The sequence below is a fragment of the Variovorax glucosi genome, assembly GCF_051216695.1.
Taxonomy (GTDB): Bacteria; Pseudomonadota; Gammaproteobacteria; order Burkholderiales; family Burkholderiaceae_C; genus Variovorax.
This window is the reverse complement of the sequence record NZ_JBPJZE010000001.1, coordinates 1,461,753-1,480,373: the sequence shown is the minus strand read 5'-3', so window position 1 is coordinate 1,480,373 and position 18,621 is coordinate 1,461,753. Positions and strand designations below refer to the sequence as shown.

At 63.4% G+C, this 18,621-nt stretch carries 16 protein-coding genes and 1 pseudogene; 14 read left to right on the top strand and 3 right to left on the bottom strand.

The genetic code is table 11. The features are described from left to right. The first annotated feature begins 80 nt into the window (after window positions 1–80). Both ACSFA3_RS06955 and ACSFA3_RS06950 read left to right on the top strand, forming a co-directional pair. A complete protein-coding gene (locus ACSFA3_RS06955) occupies window positions 81–1,019 on the top strand; it encodes a LysR family transcriptional regulator (protein WP_435504985.1) in 939 nt (312 codons plus the stop codon). 440 nt (window positions 1,020–1,459) lie between these two features. Then, window positions 1,460–1,654, top strand: coding sequence for a hypothetical protein (locus ACSFA3_RS06950; RefSeq protein WP_435504637.1), 195 nt, complete (start codon window positions 1,460–1,462; stop codon window positions 1,652–1,654). 20 nt (window positions 1,655–1,674) lie between these two features. Here the strand turns inward: ACSFA3_RS06950 and ACSFA3_RS06945 are convergent, their stop codons facing one another. From ACSFA3_RS06945 to ACSFA3_RS06935, 3 genes are all read right to left on the bottom strand, one after another. Continuing rightward, window positions 1,675–1,992 (bottom strand): hypothetical protein, encoded by a 318-nt coding sequence (locus ACSFA3_RS06945; protein WP_435504636.1) that lies wholly within the window; start codon window positions 1,990–1,992, stop codon window positions 1,675–1,677. Window positions 1,993–2,665: 673 nt separating this feature from the next. Further along, the gene (locus tag ACSFA3_RS06940) at window positions 2,666–3,466 is read right to left on the bottom strand and encodes a hypothetical protein (RefSeq protein WP_435504635.1); all 801 of its coding nucleotides are present in this window, start codon (window positions 3,464–3,466) and stop codon (window positions 2,666–2,668) included. A gap of 641 nt (window positions 3,467–4,107) precedes the next feature. Continuing rightward, window positions 4,108–4,962 carry an IclR family transcriptional regulator gene (locus ACSFA3_RS06935; RefSeq protein ID WP_435504634.1) on the bottom strand — a complete coding sequence of 285 codons (855 nt, stop codon included), beginning with the start codon at window positions 4,960–4,962 and terminating at the stop codon, window positions 4,108–4,110. Between the two features lie 160 nt (window positions 4,963–5,122). Here ACSFA3_RS06935 and ACSFA3_RS06930 point away from each other — a divergent pair, with 160 nt between their 5' ends. The 12 genes and pseudogenes from ACSFA3_RS06930 (at window position 5,123) to ACSFA3_RS06875 (ending at window position 18,619) form a co-directional block, all read left to right on the top strand. Continuing rightward, entirely contained in the window at window positions 5,123–6,229 is a 1,107-nt protein-coding gene (locus ACSFA3_RS06930; protein WP_435504633.1) for an ABC transporter ATP-binding protein, read from the top strand. Then, entirely contained in the window at window positions 6,226–7,098 is an 873-nt protein-coding gene (locus tag ACSFA3_RS06925; RefSeq protein ID WP_435504632.1) for an ABC transporter permease, read from the top strand. The genes ACSFA3_RS06930 and ACSFA3_RS06925 overlap by 4 nt, the downstream gene beginning before the upstream one ends. A 4-nt stretch (window positions 7,099–7,102) precedes the next feature. Beyond that, window positions 7,103–7,897: an ABC transporter permease gene (locus tag ACSFA3_RS06920; RefSeq protein WP_435504631.1), complete on the top strand. Its 795-nt coding sequence runs from the start codon at window positions 7,103–7,105 to the stop codon at window positions 7,895–7,897. Continuing rightward, window positions 7,894–8,202 (top strand): annotated as a pseudogene (locus ACSFA3_RS06915) ((2Fe-2S)-binding protein); the annotation flags it as partial. The gene ACSFA3_RS06920 and the pseudogene ACSFA3_RS06915, both read left to right, overlap by 4 nt. 149 nt (window positions 8,203–8,351) lie before the next feature. Next, complete coding sequence (locus ACSFA3_RS06910) at window positions 8,352–9,776, top strand: FAD/NAD(P)-dependent oxidoreductase (RefSeq protein ID WP_435504630.1); 1,425 nt, start codon at window positions 8,352–8,354, stop codon at window positions 9,774–9,776. Further along, window positions 9,770–10,963, top strand: coding sequence for an NAD(P)/FAD-dependent oxidoreductase (locus ACSFA3_RS06905; RefSeq protein WP_435504984.1), 1,194 nt, complete (start codon window positions 9,770–9,772; stop codon window positions 10,961–10,963). Before ACSFA3_RS06910 ends, ACSFA3_RS06905 begins: the two co-directional genes overlap by 7 nt. Before the next feature lie 46 nt (window positions 10,964–11,009). Continuing rightward, window positions 11,010–12,083, top strand: a complete 1,074-nt coding sequence (locus ACSFA3_RS06900; protein WP_435504629.1) for an ABC transporter substrate-binding protein — start codon at window positions 11,010–11,012, stop codon at window positions 12,081–12,083. 118 nt (window positions 12,084–12,201) lie between these two features. Next, complete coding sequence (locus tag ACSFA3_RS06895) at window positions 12,202–13,389, top strand: ABC transporter substrate-binding protein (protein WP_435504628.1); 1,188 nt, start codon at window positions 12,202–12,204, stop codon at window positions 13,387–13,389. A 25-nt stretch (window positions 13,390–13,414) separates the two neighbouring features. After that, window positions 13,415–14,332, top strand: coding sequence for a branched-chain amino acid ABC transporter permease (locus ACSFA3_RS06890; RefSeq protein ID WP_435504627.1), 918 nt, complete (start codon window positions 13,415–13,417; stop codon window positions 14,330–14,332). Further along, window positions 14,332–16,254: a branched-chain amino acid ABC transporter ATP-binding protein/permease gene (locus ACSFA3_RS06885; RefSeq protein ID WP_435504626.1), complete on the top strand. Its 1,923-nt coding sequence runs from the start codon at window positions 14,332–14,334 to the stop codon at window positions 16,252–16,254. Before ACSFA3_RS06890 ends, ACSFA3_RS06885 begins: the two co-directional genes overlap by 1 nt. Then, window positions 16,247–16,972, top strand: a complete 726-nt coding sequence (locus ACSFA3_RS06880) for an ABC transporter ATP-binding protein (protein WP_435504625.1) — start codon at window positions 16,247–16,249, stop codon at window positions 16,970–16,972. Before ACSFA3_RS06885 ends, ACSFA3_RS06880 begins: the two co-directional genes overlap by 8 nt. Beyond that, window positions 16,973–18,619, top strand: coding sequence for a GMC family oxidoreductase (locus tag ACSFA3_RS06875; protein ID WP_435504624.1), 1,647 nt, complete (start codon window positions 16,973–16,975; stop codon window positions 18,617–18,619). Window positions 18,620–18,621: the final 2 nt, after the last annotated feature.

Sequence of the window (18,621 nt, the reverse complement as noted above, 5' to 3'; positions counted from 1 at the left end):
TGCGGATCGCTACTGATGTGCGGTGCGCTCATGCACCGATTCGGATAACGTCGCACGACTTCATTCCATTGGTGCATGACATGTTTCGTCCGACCTTTCTTCCGCCGATGGCCGATCTGCTGGCTTTCGAGGCTGCCGCGCGGCACGCCAGCATCTCGCGCGCGGCCGACGAGCTCAATCTGACGCAGAGCGCGGTGTCGCGCCGCATCCGCGAGTTGGAGGCGCAACTCGGTGTAGCGCTGTTCCATCGGGTGCGGCAGCGGGTGGTGCTGACGGATGCGGGGCGTCTGTACGCGGCGGATGTGCGGACGGCGCTGCATCAGTTCTCGGGTGCGACGCAGAACATCATGGCGTTGGCGCAGGGGGCGGGGCTTTTGAATCTGGCGGTGTTGCCGACTTTCGGGACGCGATGGCTGATTCCAAGGCTGGCGGATTTCGCGCTGCGCTGCCCGGATGTGACGGTGAACATTGCGGCGCGCTCGGAGCCGTTCGACTTTGCGGTGGAGCCGTTCGATGCTGCCATCCACTTCGGGGCGCCGCATTGGGCTGGTGCGGCTTGCGACTATCTGATGCGGGAGGAGGTGGTGCCGGTTTGCAGTCCTGCGTACCGCGATCGGCATGGGATCGACGCGCTGGAGGCGTTGTCGAAGGTGGTGTTGTTGCAGCAGAACACGCGGCCGACGCAGTGGGCGGACTGGTTCGAGCAGGTGGGCGTGCCGGCTGCGCATGCGTTGCGCGGGCCGCGGTTCGAGCAGTTTTCGATGATTGCGCAGGCTGCGGTTTCGGGGCTGGGGGCTGCGCTGCTGCCTAGTTTTCTGGTGGAGGCGGAGATCGCGTCGGGGGCGCTGATCGTGCTGTTTCCGCATGGGCTGACGAGTTCGGATGCTTATTACCTGGCGTACCCGGAGTCGCGTGCGCAGGCGCCTCTGCTGACAGCCTTTCGCGAATGGATCGTTTCTTACTCTTACTCCCTCCCCTCCCGGGGGAGGGCTGGGGAGGGGGCCGCAGCCTCCCAATAACCAGACCGGTTGCTATCTTTTGTGTCCTTGTCGGCAAGCAGGGTCGGTCGCTGGTGGCCTCCGCCCGGCAGGCAGAGCGCGCCAGCCGACCCCACTGCGCCGGCCCTTCGGGCTTCCTTGCGGTGCTCGCCTTTCGCGGGGTCTCGCTCGAACTCGCTGCGCTCAGACAAGAGCGAGCCCTGATCCGCGAAAGGCTGCGCTCCTCAGCGGCGCAGAGGGGTCGGCTGGCGCGCTCTGCCTGCCGGGCTATGTTTGGTGGCGCGACTTGTGCGCTCGCTGCGGAAATTTTCGCAGCGGCTGCGGTGCCTTTCTTACTCCCTCTCCCCCCGGGGAGAGGGCTGGGGTGAGGGCAGCAGCCTCGGAGAAAGCACACATTAACTACCGCCCCTCCTTCCTAATAAGCTACTTCCGCTCACCGTAATTCCTAACGAGTACTGCATATGTCACCCAGCGCATCAGACATCGTTCCCATCAGCGAAGCCCGAGTCAGGCTTGCCGAACTAGCGGAAACGTTGGACCAAGCCAATGTCGTGCTGGCTGAAGATGCCATCACCGGGCTGCGACAAGCGTTGGCCGGACAGTTCATCTCCGACGATGAACTGGACAACGCACTCGGCAGCACATCAGCGCTCTGAGTTCCGGTCGGCTTCGACAACTAAGCGGCCTGGATTTCGACATCGCTGTCGCAGCCTTGTCCTGCAGCGATGAATCGGCGAACAAATCTGGAGACCAGCGGCGCGCTCCAATGCAGCATTCGCGGGAGCCGGCGGGTTGGATTGCTGACAAGGCTGCAGGCGTAGCGACCTGTGTTTTCCGAAAACTCGAGTGCTGTGCATGCGCCATGCGTGCGCATGCTGACCAGCATGCCAATCGGACATGGTTCGCTCATGCAGCAGACGCCGCAGCCGTTGCACGGTGCTCCTACCGACGGTTTGATCGGGGCGTCGATGCGCAGCATGATGACTTTGGGCATGTTGGATCATCTGCGGTTTGACACGGGCGCTATCGGTTGATGAGAGGCTGAAAACCCGTGGTATTTGGTGCTCGTCTTTCAGTCTTCGGAAGTCGAATGACGTGGCGCCGGTGCTGCGGCTCAGCTCAAGTTGTTGCTAGTGACGTTTCACAAATGGATTTGTGTTTAGCATAGTGTTGCTCCCGCTCTCCTCAGGGAGGGGACCAAGGAAAGGGCAGCAACCTCCGAATAAACACTGGCGCTTGCTAGTTGGACCCTCTCGGCCGGCAAAGCGTGCCAGCCGAATCTTTTTCTCCAGCCTTTCGGCTTGCCTTGCATTGCTCGTCTTCCCGGGGTCTCCCTCGAACTTTCTGCGCTTACACGTTCCTCAGCGGCGCAAAGAGTTTGGCTTGCCCTCTATGCTTGACGGGCCTTAATGCATACGCTGTATACACAAATTGCTAGTGCCCACCTAAACACTTTTAGAACAACGCCAAAGTTAACGGCAGCGATTTATAAAGTATTGGATTTAAACTCTAACGATTTCTTAATAATCGCATGATGGTACGCAGAGATGCAGCACGCTGGATCGTCACAAATGGGAACTAATTAAGCTTGCATGCTTAAAATGGATGCTGAATGATGCCGCTGAATGAAATTTGAAGGAAAAATTATTTCAAGATTTTATTTTTGCCTAAACTTTACCTGTCACTCTGTCAAAAATCCAAATCTGATCAAGTCGCATAACTACGCCGTCTCCTGTAGTTTCAAAACGGTCGGGGTTTTCATTTGTTGGCCTAATCAAGTTTGAATAACGCATTAAATACGGCGGCGCTAATGCCCCAAAAAATAAAATTCCCCCATTGTTTTTAAGTCGCTGTGCATCGACAGGGGTAGCTTCAAACGTAGCGCGATAGCGTTTATCTGAAGATTCATTTTTCAAATTGATAAAAATTGCAGCACAAACTTCTTTTTGAAAATTTCCTGTCGAGACTAAATTTCCAAATCCTACAGAGCGCAATACCTCCTTTACAGACGAAGAAATTACAGAGATTTCTTCTGCTTTGTAATTGATATTCTGGTGCTGCTGCTGTTCAAGATGTCTGCGAGATAAATCTAAATTGATGGTTGCTAAATTTTGATCTGCATCATACCTAAAGCCATTAGGATTCAAATCGGATTTGAATGCAATGGGGTCAATTGTTTTTATATTTCCGTAGAGTCTTGATGACGCAATAACATCAACTCTTTGCAGGTAATCCTTCTCAGTTTCAAATTCGCTTCTTGACGGCTGCTGTGACTGCAAAGCAGTTGCAATTGACTGGCAGTCATGCCCGTTATAGCTATTGGGTAATGTAATGCTGTCGGCATTAAGAGCAGATTGGGCGTAAGAGGTTTTGCTTGAAAGTCCCTCGGAATTCTGCGCCAGCACATGACTGGAAAAAATTAGTAAAGAAACGGTTTTTAAAAAGATGCTTATAATTTTTGCAAGCATTTTGATTGATTTTAGTTTGAATGTGGTTTATAAAAATTATTTAGATACTTAAATCTTTTATTGCTGGCTGTCTTGGGCGTGAGTATATTTTCCTAGTGATTTTGGTGTTATATTTCCCGAGGGTCGCATAATCTATTTTCCTGCAACGTATTTTAATATACAATATTATTATATATTTTATTTATTTCAAGCGTTGGCCTTCTAATTGTATTTAGGTTTGCGGGCGGGTTAAATTTTTGGTGTGCCCGAATTCATTGGTTTGACCGTGTAGCATTAGTTATTATCTTGGAGTGAGATGTAAGAGCGGTCTTAAAATTGTTGTTGATCAAGAAGCTGAATTTTGCAGGGCAGGGTTTCTAAGCCGAATTAATTATTTGATAGATCCTCGGTCAAATCGTAAGAATGCTTGAGTTAATAACGCTAATCTTGAATAATTGGCAACTTCGGTAGTGTTGGTTGATGAGTGAAGTATTCTTATACTATTTATTTGTCAGCGATCTATGAATGTTTTGATGTATGAAAAATTTTCCGTGCACTAAATGGGGCGGGAAGAATCGCGAAATCTTGAGTACCAACCGCTCCGATTTGTCTACTTGAAGATAATCTCACAAGACAGTTCATCATTTTCAATATATCTATTTCTAGTTAGAAATAGAAGAGCCCACCTCAATCCTCTGCTGCACAGGCAATCCCCCCAAACTCTGCGCCGGCCTTCTCAGCGTCGCATCAAACGGATTAATCCTCGGCCCAATAGCAGCAGCCTCCCTCTTAAGCAGTTCAACAACCGTCGGCAGCCGATCCAGATTCAACCGATCCGCAATAGTCCCCACCGCCAACGCCGCTACAGCCCTCCCTTCCCGATCCAATATCGGCACCGCCACCCCAGCCATTCCCTCCAACAATCCGATATTCCGCCCCGCATACCCCTGCGCGCGCACCTTCTCTATCTCCGTCCTCAGATAGACCTCGTCGTACACCCCGTACTCCCGCACGCGCGACAGGTTGAAGCGAATCACTTCCTCCCGCTCCGCCTCAGGCAGAAAAGCCAATATCGCCAGCGCGCCCTGACCGACACCCAGCGCAATGCGTCCGCCGATATCGCCGGTGAACGAGCGAATCGGAAACGGTCCTTCCGCGCGGTCCAGGCAGACCGCGTCGAAACCGCTCCTCGCTAATAAGAAGATGCTGTCCCCCAGGCTCGCGCACAGCCGCAGCAGCGCCGGCTTGCAAAGCGTGCGCAGGTCGCCGGGGTTGCCGGCGTGCGCAGCGAGCGCGAAGAACTCGATGCTGAGTCGATACAGCTTGGTGCGGGCGTCCTGCTCGACGATGCCTTCCAGCGCGAGCGATTGCAGCAAACGGTGCGTCGTGGCCTGGGTCAGGCCCACGGATCGTGCGATCTGCGTGACGCGGCCCCCATCTGCGTGCACTTTGGTGAGGGCGCGAATCACCGAAAAGACGCGGGGGATGCCGGCGGTCGGCGCTGTGGTGTCTGTCATGAGTTATCCAGCGGAATGGTTTGATCACAGTATGCCTTTGGTATTTCATTGAACGGAATTAGTTAAAGAAATATTCGGTTGTATGGAATACCCGGGGCGTTCCGGCTCGGTCCTTGCAATAGATTGGACTGATCCTGAACCCGCATACCGAGGTCCGCGCATGTCATTTCTCAAACTCTCCGGCGTCACGAAGTTCTATGGCGACACCTGCGCGGTGGCCGACATGAACCTCACGGTCGAGAAGGGCGAGTTCGTCTCGCTGCTCGGTCCATCGGGTTGCGGCAAGACGACGACGCTGCAGATGGTGGCGGGCTTCGAGCCGGTGACGCGCGGCAAGATCGAGCTCGAAGGCCGCGACATCACGCATGCAAAAGCCAACACGCGCGGGCTGGGCATCGTGTTCCAGACCTATGCGCTGTTCCCGCACATGACGGTGAGCGACAACGTCAGCTTCGGGCTCGAAATGCGCAAGATGCCCAAGGCCGAGCGGCGCGAGCGGGTGCGCGACGCGCTGGGGCTGGTGCATCTCGAAGCGCATGCCGACAAGTACCCGCGCGAGCTTTCCGGCGGTCAGCGGCAGCGGGTCGCGCTGGCGCGTGCGCTGGTGATCGAGCCGCCTGTGCTGCTGCTCGATGAGCCGCTGTCGAATCTCGACGCCAAGCTGCGCGAGGAAATGCAGTTCGAGCTGCGCCAGGTGCAGCGCAAGGTCGGCACGACGACGGTGATGGTCACGCACGACCAGAGCGAGGCGATGTCGATCAGCGACCGCGTGGTGGTGATGGAAGGCGGCCGCGCGACGCAGATCGACCATCCGCACCGCGTCTACGAACATCCGCGCACGCGCTTCATCTCGACTTTCGTCGGCAAGGCCAATCTGCTCGAAGGCCGCATGGTCGGCAATGGCGCGGGCGGCGCGCGGCAGTCGGTGCAGATCGGTGCGCTGCGGGTCGACGTCGACGATTCCGGTTTCCGGGGCGGCGCAGCCGTGTTGCTGAGCGTGCGGCCCGAGAAGGTCCAGCTCTGCGCCACCGGCAGCGGCCGCATCGACGGCGAGATCAGCGAACGCTTCTTCCTCGGCAGCCAGTGGCTGTACCGCTTCGTCACCTCCGTGGGCGACCTGATGGTGCTGACGCCGAACGACGGCCGTCCGGCGCTGGAGGAGGGCACGCGCGCTGCCGTCGACTGGCCGGACCACTGCACGCGGCTGCTGCCTGCCGACGAAAGCGCGACGGTCGCTGATGTACTGGCGGCGGGAGCGGTGTCGTGAGCCAGCCGAGTTCAGGTTCGGCCGGCAAGGCCACGCCGTGGTTCCTGTCCGGCCCGGCGCTGGTGCTGTTCGTGGCGCTGTTGCTGGTGCCGCTGCTGCTGACTGCGGTGCTGTCGTTCAACGTCTACGACCCCGTGACCGGACCGAAGTCGGGCGAGTTCACGCTCGATCACTACGTCCACGTTTTCACCGACAGCTACTACCTCGGCATCTTCTGGCGCACCTTCTGGATGTCGGCGCTGGTGGCCGTGATCTGCATCGTCGTCGGCGCGCCGGAGGCGTATGTGCTGAGCCGCATGCGCAATCCGTGGCGCTCGATGCTTCTGCTGGTGGTGCTGGCGCCGCTGATGGTGTCGGTCGTGGTGCGCGCCTTCGGCTGGAGCATGCTGCTCGGCCCCGAGGGGCTGGTGAACGGAATGCTGGGGCTGGTCGGCATCGGGCCGGTGAAGATCCTGTACACCGAGACGGCCGTGATCATCGCGCTGGTGCACGTGATGCTTCCGTTCATGGTGATACCGGTCTGGACTTCGCTGCAGAAGCTGGACCCGGGTGTCGAGAACGCGGCGCTGTCGCTGCGCGCTTCGCCCTTCACGACGCTGCGCCGCATCGTGTTGCCGCAGGTGATGCCGGGCATCCTGTCGGGCAGCCTGATCGTCTTCGGCCTCTCGGCGAGTTCTTTCGCCATCCCCGGTCTGCTCGGCGGACGGCGTCTGAAGATGGTCGCGACCATCGTCTACGACGAATACCTGCACGAGCTCAACTGGCCGCTCGGCGCAGCCATCGCGCTGGTGCTGCTGGTCGCGAATCTGGTCGTGATGCTGAGCTACAACCGCCTCGTCGAAGGCCGGTACAAGAAAGCGCTGGGCTGAAGCCATGAGCAAGAACGGACCTCTCGCCCTCGCGTTCAACGCGCTGGTCATCGCCTTCATGCTGGCGCCGCTGGTGATCGTCTGCGTGGTCGCCTTCACGCCCGAGAACACGCTGACGCTTCCGACGACCGAGTTCTCGCTGCGCTGGTTCCGCGCCGCGTTCGCGCACCCGGATTTCATGCAGTCGTTCTGGAACAGCCTTTGGCTGGCGCTGGCCTCGTCGACCATCGCGACGCTGCTCGCAGTGCCGGCCGGCATGGCGATCACCCGCTACAGCTTTCCGGGCCGCGACTTCCTGAACGCGCTGTTCCTGTCGCCGTTGATCATTCCGCATCTGGTACTGGGCGTCGCGCTGCTGCGGCTCTTCGCGCTGGTCGGCGGTACGGGCAGCTTCGGCTTTCTGGTGATGGCGCACGCGCTGATCGTCACGCCGTACACGCTGCGGCTCGTGGTCGCCGCACTGGTCGGCTTCGACCGCAGCGCGGAGCAGGCAGCGCTGTCGCTCGGCGCGTCGCAGGCGACCGTGTTCAAGCGCATCACGCTGCCGATGATCCTGCCGGGCGTGACCGGCGGCTGGCTGCTGGCCTTCATCAACAGCTTCGACGAAGTGACGATGTCGATCTTCGTCACCTCGCCGAGCACGGTGACGCTGCCGGTGCGCATGTACATGTATGCGACCGAATCGATCGATCCGCTGATGGCGGCGGTGTCGGCGCTGATGGTGGCGGTGACCGCGGTAGCGATGATCGTGCTGGACCGCGTTTACGGGCTCGACCGTGTGCTGGTGGGTCGGCGATGAGCGCTGCGGTTTCTTTCTCTGATCTTGCGCATCGTCCGCTGCTGAAGCGGCTGACCGAGAAGCAACGCGCCAGCATCGCCTTCACGCTTGACGGCGAGCCAGCGACTGCGCTGGACGGCGACACGATCCTGACTGCCGTACTGACGCAGCACGACCAGTTGCGCCGCAATGAATTCAGCGACGCGCCACGTGCGGGGTTCTGCATGATGGGCGCGTGCCAGGACTGCTGGGTCGCGACGGAGAGCGGCGAGCGCCTGCGTGCCTGTTCGACCTTCATCGCGCCCGGCATGTCGCTGCTGACGGGCTCTTGCTCCCTCCCCTCCCGGGGGAGGGTTGGGGTGGGGGCTGACGGCGTCACCATGGTTGGCGATTGCGTTATCGACGGCTGCGGCCCCCATCCCAGCCTTCCCCCGGGAGGGGAAGGAGCAAGACCGGTACGTGGCGGGGAGGCGGCATGAGCGCACGTCCGCCCGAACTGGCGCAGCCCGTCATCGTCGGCGCAGGCCCTGCGGGCATCCGCGCGGCGCAGACGCTGGTCGCGCATGGGTTGCGGCCGGTGGTTATCGACGAGGCCGCGCGCGCGGGCGGCCAGATCTACCGGCGTCCGCCGGCGCATTTCGAGCGCACGGCGCGCACGCTCTACGGCACCGAGGCTGCGCGCGCTACATCGCTGCACGACGCCATCGACAGCCTGCATGACCGCATCGACTACATGTCCGACAGCCTGGTCTGGAACGCGCAGCACGGCTTCCTCGACGTGCTCGAGGGCAAGAAGAGCGCCGCGCACAGCGTGCGGTACCAACGCCTGATCGTCGCGACCGGCGCAACCGACCGCGTGCTGCCGGTTCCCGGCTGGACGCTGCCCGGCGTCTACACGCTCGGCGGCGCGCAGGTCGCGCTCAAGTTCCAGGGCTGCGCCATCGGCGAGCGCGTGGTGTTCATGGGCACCGGACCGTTGCTGTATCTGGTCGCCTATCAATACAAAAAAGCCGGCGCGGATGTAGTCGCGGTGCTCGACACGGCCTACCTGTCCGATCAACTCGCTGCCGCGCCGAAGATGCTGACCCAGCCCGCCGTTTTCGCCAAGGGCGTGTATTACGTCGGCTGGCTGCGCGCGCACGGCGTGGCGCTGCACAGCGGCATGCGGCCGGTGCGGATCGATGGCGAAGGCGACGGCAAAACCCGCGTCTCGTCCGTGACTTTCAACGACGGCAAGCGCGAACGCACGCTCGGCTGCGACGCCATTGCCTTCGGCTACGCCCTGCGTTCCGAAACCCAGCTCGCCGATCTGCTCGGCTGCCGCTTCGCCTTCGCCCCGATGCAGCGTGCCTACCTTCCGGTGCGCGATGCGGCCGGCCGCTCCAGCGTCGATGGTGTCTACCTGGCCGGCGACGGCGCGGGAATCATGGGCGCCGACGCGGCCGAGTGGGCCGGCGAACTTGCTGCCCTCGCGCTGTTGGCCGACCAGGGAGCGGCTGTCGACAGCGCACGCGCCGACGCGCTCGAACGCAAGCTCGCCCGCCTCGCACCGTTCCGCGAAGGCCTCGAACGCGCCTTCCCGTTCCCGACCGACTGGGCCGCGCACGCACCCGACGACCTCATCGTCTGCCGCTGCGAGAACATCACTGCCGGCACGCTGCGCGACACCATCCGCGAGACCGGCGCCGACGACATGAACAGATTGAAGGCGCTGTCTCGCATCGGCATGGGCCGCTGCCAGGGCCGGATGTGCGGCATCGCCGCGACCGAAATCCTCGCGCACGCTACCGGCAAGACGGTTGAAGAATGCGGGCGCCTGCGCGGACAGGCGCCGATCAAGCCGATCCCGATGGTGCTGATGCGCAAGCCGGATCGTCAGCGCGTGGAGGCGGAATCGTGAAGCGCATATCGACCGATGTGGTCATCGTCGGCGGCGGCATCGTCGGCTCTTCCGCAGCGCTGGCGTTGCGGCGCATGGGCCTGACCGTCGCGCTGCTGGAACGCGACCTTTGCGGCTCCCGATCCAGCGGCGTGAACTACGGCGGCGTGCGTCGCCAGGGCCGGCCGCTGTCGCAATTGCCGCTGTCGCAGCGCGCGCACGGCATCTGGGGACGGCTGGCGGAAACCATCGGCACGCAGGCCGAATACGTGCGCTCCGGCCACTTCAAGATCGCCCGCAGCGCCGAGGACATGGCTGCGCTGGAGGCTTACCGCGAGCGCACGCGCGACCACGGCATCGGCATCGAACTGTTGTCCGGCGAGCGGTTGCGTGCGGCCTGTCCGTGGCTCGGCGGCAAGGCGGTCGGCGGCTCGCTGTGCCCCGAAGACGGGCAGGCGAATCCGCGGCTCGTGTCGCCTGCCTTTGCGCGGGCTGCACAGCGGGCGGGCGCGGAGATCTTCGAGCGCACGCGTGTCGACGAGGTCTCGCACGACGGCTCGACCTTCACCGTGCGCTCGGGCAACGCGCTCGAAGTGCGTGCGCCGGTGCTGCTGAACTGCGCGGGTGCCTGGGCCGGTGCGCTGGCCGCGCAGTTCGGCGAAGCGGTGCCGATGCAGTCCGGTCATCCGGCGATGGCGGTGACCGAGCCGGTGCCGCATTTCATGAACTGGAGCCTCGGCGTCGAAGGCGGCGGGGTGTACGGGCGGCAGGTCGCGCGCGGCAATCTGGTGCTCGGCGGCGGTGCGGGATTCGCGCTCGATGCCGACCGCGCACGCTCGTCCAGCGAGGCGATCCTTGCGCTGACCGAACAGGCCGTCGAACTGCTGCCGGTGCTGCGCCATGCCCACATCATCCGCACCTGGAGCGGTACCGAAGGCTATCTGCCCGACCGCGAACCCGTGATCGGCCCGAGCGGAACGACGCCCGGCCTGTTCCACGGCTTCGGCTTCGCGGGCGGCGGCTTCCAGGTCGGTCCTGCAGCCGGTGAAGTTCTGGCCGAACTCGCTGCGAAAGGGCGCACCGACACGCCGATCGATGCGTTCTCGATCCGGCGCTTCGCCGGCGAACCCGCGCCGGCGACCACGGCACCGGTCGAATCCTCGCCGCCGCAACCCGTTCCGGCGACCGAGTCGGCCGTCGCCAACTGATTTCTTCGCTTCCGTTTCTTCCTGCTCCACCCTGAAAGGACTCACCATGTCTCGCATCGCTTCCAAGCAAACTTCCATCCGTCGCGCACTCGTCGCGTCGGCTGCCGCAGCGGCGGCCATGGCCTTCAGCGGCGGCGCGGCCGCACAGGCCAAGACGATCTACATCGGCATGAACGGCGGTGCGATGGAGAAGGCGTACAGCCAGTACGTGTTCCCGGCGTTCGAGAAACTGTATGGCGCCAGGGTCGTGGTCGTGCCCGGCACGTCGTCCGACATCCTGGCCAAGGCACAGGCCAACAAGGACAAGCCGCAGATGCACGTCATGTTCCTGGACGACGGCATCATGGTCCGCGCCATCGGCATGAACCTCTGCGAGAAGCAGCGCCCGAACGCGAACATCAACGACATCTATCCGGCAGCGCGCTTCAAGGGCGACATGGCGACCGGCGTCAGCCTGGGCATGACCGGCATTGCCTACAACGCCAAGATGTTCAAGGAAAAGGGCTGGGCCGCGCCGACCTCGTGGATGGATATGGCCGACCCGAAGTTCAAGGGCAAGGTGGTGTTCCAGTCGATGCCGGCGTCGTCGTTCGGGCTGCACGGTTTCCTGATGTTCAACCGCATCCAGGGCGGCAACGACAAGAACGTCGAGCCCGGGTTCAAGGCCTGGCCGACGACCATCGGCCCGAACGTGCTGGAGTACATCCCCAGCTCGGCCAAGCTGTCCGAGATGGTGCAGACCAACGAAGCCGCGATCTTCCCGCTGACGCCGACGGCCGTCGCCGCGCTCAAGGTGAAAGGCATCCCGGTCGAGTACGCGCAGCCGAAGGAAGGCTCGGTCGTGCTGATGGTCGGCCAGTGCGTGATCGCCAACAACAGCGAACCCGAACTCGCGCAGAAGCTCGCCGAGTTCCTGCTGAGCCCGCTTGCGCAGGCCAACGTGCTTCAGTACGGCGCGCAGATCCCGACCAACCCCAAGGCACCGGCGGTGGGCGAGGGCGCGCAGCAGGTCGCGGACATCAACAAGTGGATGAAGAACGCGGTCACGCTGGACTGGGATTCGGTCAACGCGAACCGTCCGGCCTGGAACGCGCGCTGGAACAAGACGATCGAGCGCTGATCGTCCGGGCTCCGTCTAGGGGTTGACCACCAATTACGAAAACGCGCCGATCCGACTAGGCTCGGCTTGCGTGCGAAGAGGTTCGCGGTGAGTCGATACCCATAAAGAAGGAGACAAGATGTCAGTTCGTTTCAAGGCCGTCGCGGCCACGGCGTTGTTTGCGATGTCTGCCGGCGCGGTACTCGCGCAGGACATCAAGATCGGCTACAACGCCGACCAGTCCGCCAGCGGCGTCGCCGAGCTGGGAACGGCCGGTCGATGGGGTTTCGAGGCCGCCATCGAGGACATCAACAAGGCCGGCGGCGTCATGGGGCGCAAGCTGGTCGGCGTGAACCGCGACGACCTCGGCTCGCCGCCGAAGTCGATCCAGAACATGACGGAACTGATCGACAACGAGAAGGTCGCCGCCGTCGTCGGCCCGGCCAACTCGGGCAACGCGCTGGCCTGGCTGCACATCCCGCAGCAACGCAAGATCCCGGTCGTGGTGCCCATCGCCACCGGCACCGAAGTCACGCTGCGCTATGCCAAGGAACCGCAGAACTACCTCTACCGCGTGTCGATGGTCGACCGCGAGCAGATCGCGCTGCTGGCCGCCTATGCGGTCAAGGCGTCGAAGACCGGAAAGATCGCGATCTTCGCGGACTCGACCGGCTACGGGCAGGGCGGCATCAAGGATGCGACCGAGGTGCTGGCGCTGCACGACGTGAAGCCGGTCATCGTCGAGAAGTACGGCCCGAAAGACACCGACATGACCTCGCAGCTCGCGAAGATCCGCGATGCGGGCGCCGATGTCGTCATCGTCTACGGCATCGCCGACGGCACCGCGCACGTGCTGCGCAGCATGGAGAAGATCGCCTACATGCCGGTCACGCTCGGCACCTGGGGCAACCTCAGCGGGCTGCTGCCGCGCATCGCCGGCGAGAAGCTGTCGGAGCATCTGATCCTCGCTGCATCGACCACCGAAGACACCAACACCCGCACCAAGGCGCTTGGCGAACGCGTGCGCAAGAACTTCCCGACGCTCACCACCTTCCCGTGCGCCGCGCAGGCCTACGACTCGGTGATGCTGATTGCCGCCGCCATGAAGCTGGCGAACAGCGTCGATGGCGAGAAGGTCGCTGCCGCGCTCGAACAGGTGTCGGGCGTGCAGGGCGTGATCAAGACCTACAACAAACCGTTCAACAAGACCAATCACGAAGGCCTGAACGTCAGCGACTTCTACCTTGCGCGCTGGAAGGGCGGCGTGCCGGTGCGCTACGACGACGGCATCGTCAAGTCGCTGACGCCGGCCCAGCTCAAGCGCTGAGCACACTCACAGACGAGCCGTCGACATGGTCGCGATCCTCCAGGCGCTGTTCAGCGGTCTGGCGCTCGGCAGCGTGTATGCGCTGGTCGCGCTGGGCTTCAACATCACCCACAACACCACGAAGACGCTGAACTTCGGGCAGGGCGAATTCCTGGTGGCGGGCGCCTTCGTCGCGGTATCGGGCGTGCTGCTGCTGTCGGGCAAGGGCCTGACCGGCGCACTGCAGCCGCAGGACGTGACGCTGTTGCGCTACGGCGGCAGCATGCTGATCACGGTCGCGGTGCTGGGTGTTCTCGGCGTGTTGCTGTACTACACGGCGGTGCGGCCGTTCATCGGGTTGCCGGGGCTGGCCTGGGTGATGAGCACCATCGGCTTCGGCATCATCATCCAGAACACCGCGCTCGCCATCTGGGGTCCGTCGCCGATGGTGCTGCCGTCTCCCCTCGGCGACAGCGTACTGCGCATCGGCGGCGCGGGCGTGCTGCCGCAGGAGGTGCTGGTGCTGTGTTCGAGCATCGCCGTGATGCTGGTGCTCGACACCGTGATGCGCAGGACCAGGATCGGCAAGGCGGTGCGCGCCGTCGCGCAGAGCCAGAACGCGGCGACGCTGATGGGCATCAACGTGTCGGCGGTGATCGTGCTGGCTTTCGTCGTCAGCTCCAGCCTGGCCGGGCTCGCAGGATTGCTCATCGCACCGATCACGACCGTGTCGGTCTTCATGGGCGTCACGCTGGCGCTCAAGGCTTTTTCCGCGGCCATCGTCGGCGGGCTGAGCAATGCGCGCGGCTGCATGCTGGGCGGCTTTTTGCTCGGCATCATCGAATCGATGGTTGGGCTCTGGCATGCGGAGCTGCGCGAGATCAGCATCTTCCTGCTGATCATCGTGGTGCTGGTGCTGAAGCCCGAAGGCCTGCTCGGTCAGCGCGTCTCGGAGAAGGTCTGATGAAAGACCTGACGGGATCGCGCACGCATGCGGTCGGGCTGGTCGCCGTCGCGCTGTTCATCGCCTTCGTTCCGTTCGTCACCGACAACGCGTTCTATCTGAAGGTGCTGTTCCTCATCGCGGTCAATTACCTGGCTGCGGCCGGGCTCAATGTGCTGGTCGGGCATGCGGGGCAGAAGTCGCTCGGACATGCGGGACTGTTCGCGGTCGGCGCGTACACGGCGGCGCTGCTGACGGCGCGGCTGGGCTGGAATCCGTGGCTTGCGTTCGCGGCGTCGGGTGTCGTCGCAGGCGTCTTCGGCGTGGTCATCGCGCTGCCGGCGCTGCGCGTGAAGGGGCCAGCGCTGGCGATGGTCACGATCGGTTTCGGCATCGTGGTCGAGAAGGTGGTGTCGGAATGGCAGGACGTGTTCGCCGGCCAGCAGGGCATCTACGGCGTGGTGCCGCCATCGTGGGGCACACACGCGTTCGGCGCGGCCGACTGGCTCTGGTTCGCGGGCGCGCTGGCGATCGTCGCGCATCTCATGATCCGCTCGCTGCTGGGCGGCAAGTACGGGCGCGCGTTCATGGCGGTGCAGACGGCCGAGGTAGCCGCCGAAAGCGTGGGCGTGAGCGTCTACCGCTTCAAGGTGCTGGCCTTCGTGATCAGCGCGGTCACCTGCGGTTTCGCGGGCGCGATGATCGCGCAGCAGAACCAGTACATCAGCTCCGACTTCATCACCTTCAACCTGTCGATCTTCTTCCTGCTGATCGTGCTGTTCGGCGGCAGTTCGATCTACGGACCGCTGCTCGGCGCGGTGGTGCTGACGCTGCTCGATGCGTTCCTCGCCCGCTGGCCCGACCTGCAGCATTTCACTTATGGCGCGCTGCTTCTGTTCGCGCTTTACGTGATGCCCGACGGGCTGGCCGGCGCCATCAGGAGTCTGGCGCGTCGCGTGATGCCGGGGCTGTTCAGTCATCCGGTGCTGCCCCCTCCCGCCGAGGAGTGGACATTGCGCAGCACCGCTGCCGCCGCTACTACCGCTACTACCGCCACTGCCGCTGCTGCCGACCGGCCGCTCCTGGTCGCCACCGATCTCTGCAAGTCCTACGGCGGCGTCGTGACGACGCGCAACATCGACTTCACGCTCAAGGCCGGCCACATCCATTCGCTGATCGGACCCAATGGCGCGGGCAAGACGACGCTGCTCAACATCCTCTCCGGCATCGTGCCGCCTAGCCAGGGCAGCATCGTCTTCAACGGCACGGAGATCGTCGGCAAGGTGCCGAACCGCATTTCCAGCCTCGGCCTCGGCCGCACTTTCCAGAACCTGAAGCTGTTCGCCGACATGACGGTGCTCGACAACGTCAAGGTCGGCCTGCACCGGCTGCTGAAGCCGGGCGTGTGGAGTTGTCTGCTCGGCCTGCCGGCATCGGACCGGGCGGAGAAGGCAGCGGCCGTCGAGGCACTGCAGATCCTCGACTTCCTCGGTTTGCGCGACAAGGCCTTCGAGCGCGCCGGCAGCCTGCCGTACGGTCTGCAGCGCCGGCTCGAACTGGCGCGTGCAATTGGCACGCATCCGCGCCTGCTGCTGCTCGACGAGCCGGCGGCCGGCCTCAATCCGCAGGAGACGCGCGACCTGATCCAGGTGATCGCGAAGGTGCGCGACAAAGGCATCACCGTGCTGCTGATCGAACATCACATGGATCTGGTCATGGCGATCTCCGATCACGTCATCGTGCTCGACTACGGCAACAAGATCGCGGAAGGCGCGCCGGCCGCGATCCAGCGCAATCCGCGCGTGATCGCGGCGTATCTCGGCGACGAGGAGCCCGAGGAAAACGTCGACGCCCACGATCCGCACGATGCCGACACGCTGGAGCCCGGCATGCGCGATCGCGCGACCGGGCTCTTCACGACCACCGGAGGAAGCCATGTCTGAATCGCCTCTGCTGCAGATCGAAGGGCTGGAAGTGCGCTACGGCGCCATCGAGGCGCTCAAGGGCATCTCGCTGGAAGTGCGCACCGGCGAAGTCGTCACCATCATCGGCGGCAACGGTGCCGGCAAGAGCACGCTGATGAAGACGATCTCGGGGCTCGAACCCGCAGCCGCCGGCCGCGTGCTGTTCGAGGGCCGCGACATCACGCGCATGCGCGGCCACGAGCGGGTGCCGCTCGGCATTGCGCAGTCACCCGAGGGCCGGCAGGTGTTCCCGGACCAGACGGTGCGCGACAACCTGATGCTCGGCGCCTACCACCGCAAGGCGAGCACGGCCGAGCTCGACGCCGACATCGATGCGCAGTTCGCGATCTTCCCGCGCCTGCGCGAACGTGCGTCGCAGATGGCCGGGACCATGTCCGGCGGCGAGCAGCAGATGCTGGCGATCGCGCGGGCGTTGATGGCTCGGCCCAAGCTGCTGCTGCTGGACGAGCCGTCGCTCGGCCTGGCGCCGCTGGTCGTCAAGGAGATCTTCGGCGTGATCCGCGATCTGAAGCGCCACGGCGTGACGATCCTGCTGGTAGAGCAGATGGCCAACCAGGCGCTGGCCGTGGCCGAACGCGCCTACGTGCTGGAGACCGGCCGCATCACCATCGAGGGCAGCGGCGCCGCGCTGCGCCGCGATCCGCGCGTGCGCGCGGCCTACCTCGGAGAGCATTGAATGGTCGCCGGCAGCGAATCGCCCGACGAAGCGTTCGACTACGTGATCGTCGGCGGCGGCGCGGCGGGTGCCATCCTGGCCGCGCGGCTCAGCGAAGACGGCAGCGCCAGCGTCTGCCTGCTCGAAGCCGGCCCGCGCGACTGGCATCCGTACCTGCATATGCCGGCCGGCTACATCAAGGCCGTCTTCAACCCGACCTATGCGTGGCAATTCAGCTCCGAGCCGAATCCGCTCACGCTCGACCGCCGCATTCCGCTGCCGCAGGGCAAGACGCTCGGCGGTTCGACATCGATCAACGGCCTCGTCTACAACCGCGGCCAGAAGGAAGACTTCGATGGCTGGGCCGCGATGGGCAACCCTGGCTGGAGCTACGCCGACGTACTGCCGTACTTCATGCGCAACGAGCGACGCGAATTCGGCGATGCGGCCTATCGCGGTCGCGAAGGACTTCAGCCCGTCAGCGACATCGCCTGGATCCATCCGATCGCAGAGAGCTTCATCGCCGGCGCGGTCGGGCTCGGCCTGCCGCGCAACCCCGACTACAACGGCGCATCGCAGGCAGGCGTCGGCTACTTCCAGCGCACCATCGACGGTCGCTGGCGCATGAGCACGGCGCGTACCTATCTGTGGCCTGCGCGCAGGCGGCGCAACCTGTCGATCCGCACCGACGCGCGAGCCACGCAGATCGTCTTCCAGGACCGGCGCGCGACGAGCGTCCGGTATGTGCGCGGAACGTCGCTCGCGACGCAACGCACCGTCTCCGCGCTGCGCGAGGTGATCGTCTGCTGCGGCGCGCTCAACACGCCGAAACTGCTGCAGCTCTCTGGCGTCGGCCCTGCGGCGCTGCTGCGCGAACTCGGCGTTCCGGTGGTGCACGACCTGCCGGGCGTCGGCGCCAATCTCAGCGATCACTTCTCGGTGCGCATCGTGCGCGGCGTCAACGGAAGTGGGGGCATCACGACCATCAACGAACTCTCCCGCATGCCACGCCTGGCCGGCCAGGTCGCGCGCTGGCTTTTGGGCAAGCCGAGCATCCTGGCGTTCAGCCCATCCCTGGTGCACTGGTTCTGGCAGTCGCGGCCCGGCCTCGACCGGCCCGATCTGCAAGGCGTCTTCACGCCGGCCAGCTACCGCGAAGGCTATGTCGGCATGCTCGACACTTTTCCCGGCATGACATGCGGCGTGTGGCCGCACCGGCCGTTCAGTCGCGGCACCGTCCATGCCGCATCCGCCGACGTGTTCGCCGATCCGCTGGTGCAGCCGAACTACCTGAGCGATCCGCGCGATGCGGAAACGCTGCTCGGCGGCATGCGCCTCGCGCGCCGGCTCCTGCAGACGCCGGAACTCGCATCGATCGCGACCGCCGAATCGCTGCCCGGCCCGCAGGTGCAGACGGACGACGAACTGCTCGACTTCGCGCGTCGCTACGGTGTCTCGTCGTATCACGTCAACGGAACGGCGCGCATGGGGCCGGCGGACGATCCGATGGCGGTCGTCGACGCGCAATTGAAGGTACACGGGCTGCAGGGGTTGCGCGTCGTCGATGCCTCGGTCATGCCGTCGATCCCGTCGGCGAACACCGCAGCGTCGACCATGATGATCGCGGAGAAGGCGGCCGACATGATCCGCGGACGGCCGGCGCCGTGAGC

Excerpts from the sequence above, each read along its gene's own strand:
- ACSFA3_RS06955 (WP_435504985.1), top strand. The coding sequence starts at position 81 with ATGTTTCGTCCGACCTTTCTTCCGCCGATGGCCGATCTGCTGGCTTTC.
- ACSFA3_RS06950 (WP_435504637.1), top strand. The coding sequence starts at position 1,460 with ATGTCACCCAGCGCATCAGACATCGTTCCCATCAGCGAAGCCCGAGTC.
- ACSFA3_RS06945 (WP_435504636.1), bottom strand. The coding sequence starts at position 1,992 with ATGCCCAAAGTCATCATGCTGCGCATCGACGCCCCGATCAAACCGTCG.
- ACSFA3_RS06940 (WP_435504635.1), bottom strand. The coding sequence starts at position 3,466 with ATGCTTGCAAAAATTATAAGCATCTTTTTAAAAACCGTTTCTTTACTA.
- ACSFA3_RS06935 (WP_435504634.1), bottom strand. The coding sequence starts at position 4,962 with ATGACAGACACCACAGCGCCGACCGCCGGCATCCCCCGCGTCTTTTCG.
- ACSFA3_RS06930 (WP_435504633.1), top strand. The coding sequence starts at position 5,123 with ATGTCATTTCTCAAACTCTCCGGCGTCACGAAGTTCTATGGCGACACC.
- ACSFA3_RS06920 (WP_435504631.1), top strand. The coding sequence starts at position 7,103 with ATGAGCAAGAACGGACCTCTCGCCCTCGCGTTCAACGCGCTGGTCATC.
- ACSFA3_RS06910 (WP_435504630.1), top strand. The coding sequence starts at position 8,352 with ATGAGCGCACGTCCGCCCGAACTGGCGCAGCCCGTCATCGTCGGCGCA.
- ACSFA3_RS06900 (WP_435504629.1), top strand. The coding sequence starts at position 11,010 with ATGTCTCGCATCGCTTCCAAGCAAACTTCCATCCGTCGCGCACTCGTC.
- ACSFA3_RS06895 (WP_435504628.1), top strand. The coding sequence starts at position 12,202 with ATGTCAGTTCGTTTCAAGGCCGTCGCGGCCACGGCGTTGTTTGCGATG.
- ACSFA3_RS06890 (WP_435504627.1), top strand. The coding sequence starts at position 13,415 with ATGGTCGCGATCCTCCAGGCGCTGTTCAGCGGTCTGGCGCTCGGCAGC.
- ACSFA3_RS06885 (WP_435504626.1), top strand. The coding sequence starts at position 14,332 with ATGAAAGACCTGACGGGATCGCGCACGCATGCGGTCGGGCTGGTCGCC.
- ACSFA3_RS06880 (WP_435504625.1), top strand. The coding sequence starts at position 16,247 with ATGTCTGAATCGCCTCTGCTGCAGATCGAAGGGCTGGAAGTGCGCTAC.
- ACSFA3_RS06875 (WP_435504624.1), top strand. The coding sequence starts at position 16,973 with ATGGTCGCCGGCAGCGAATCGCCCGACGAAGCGTTCGACTACGTGATC.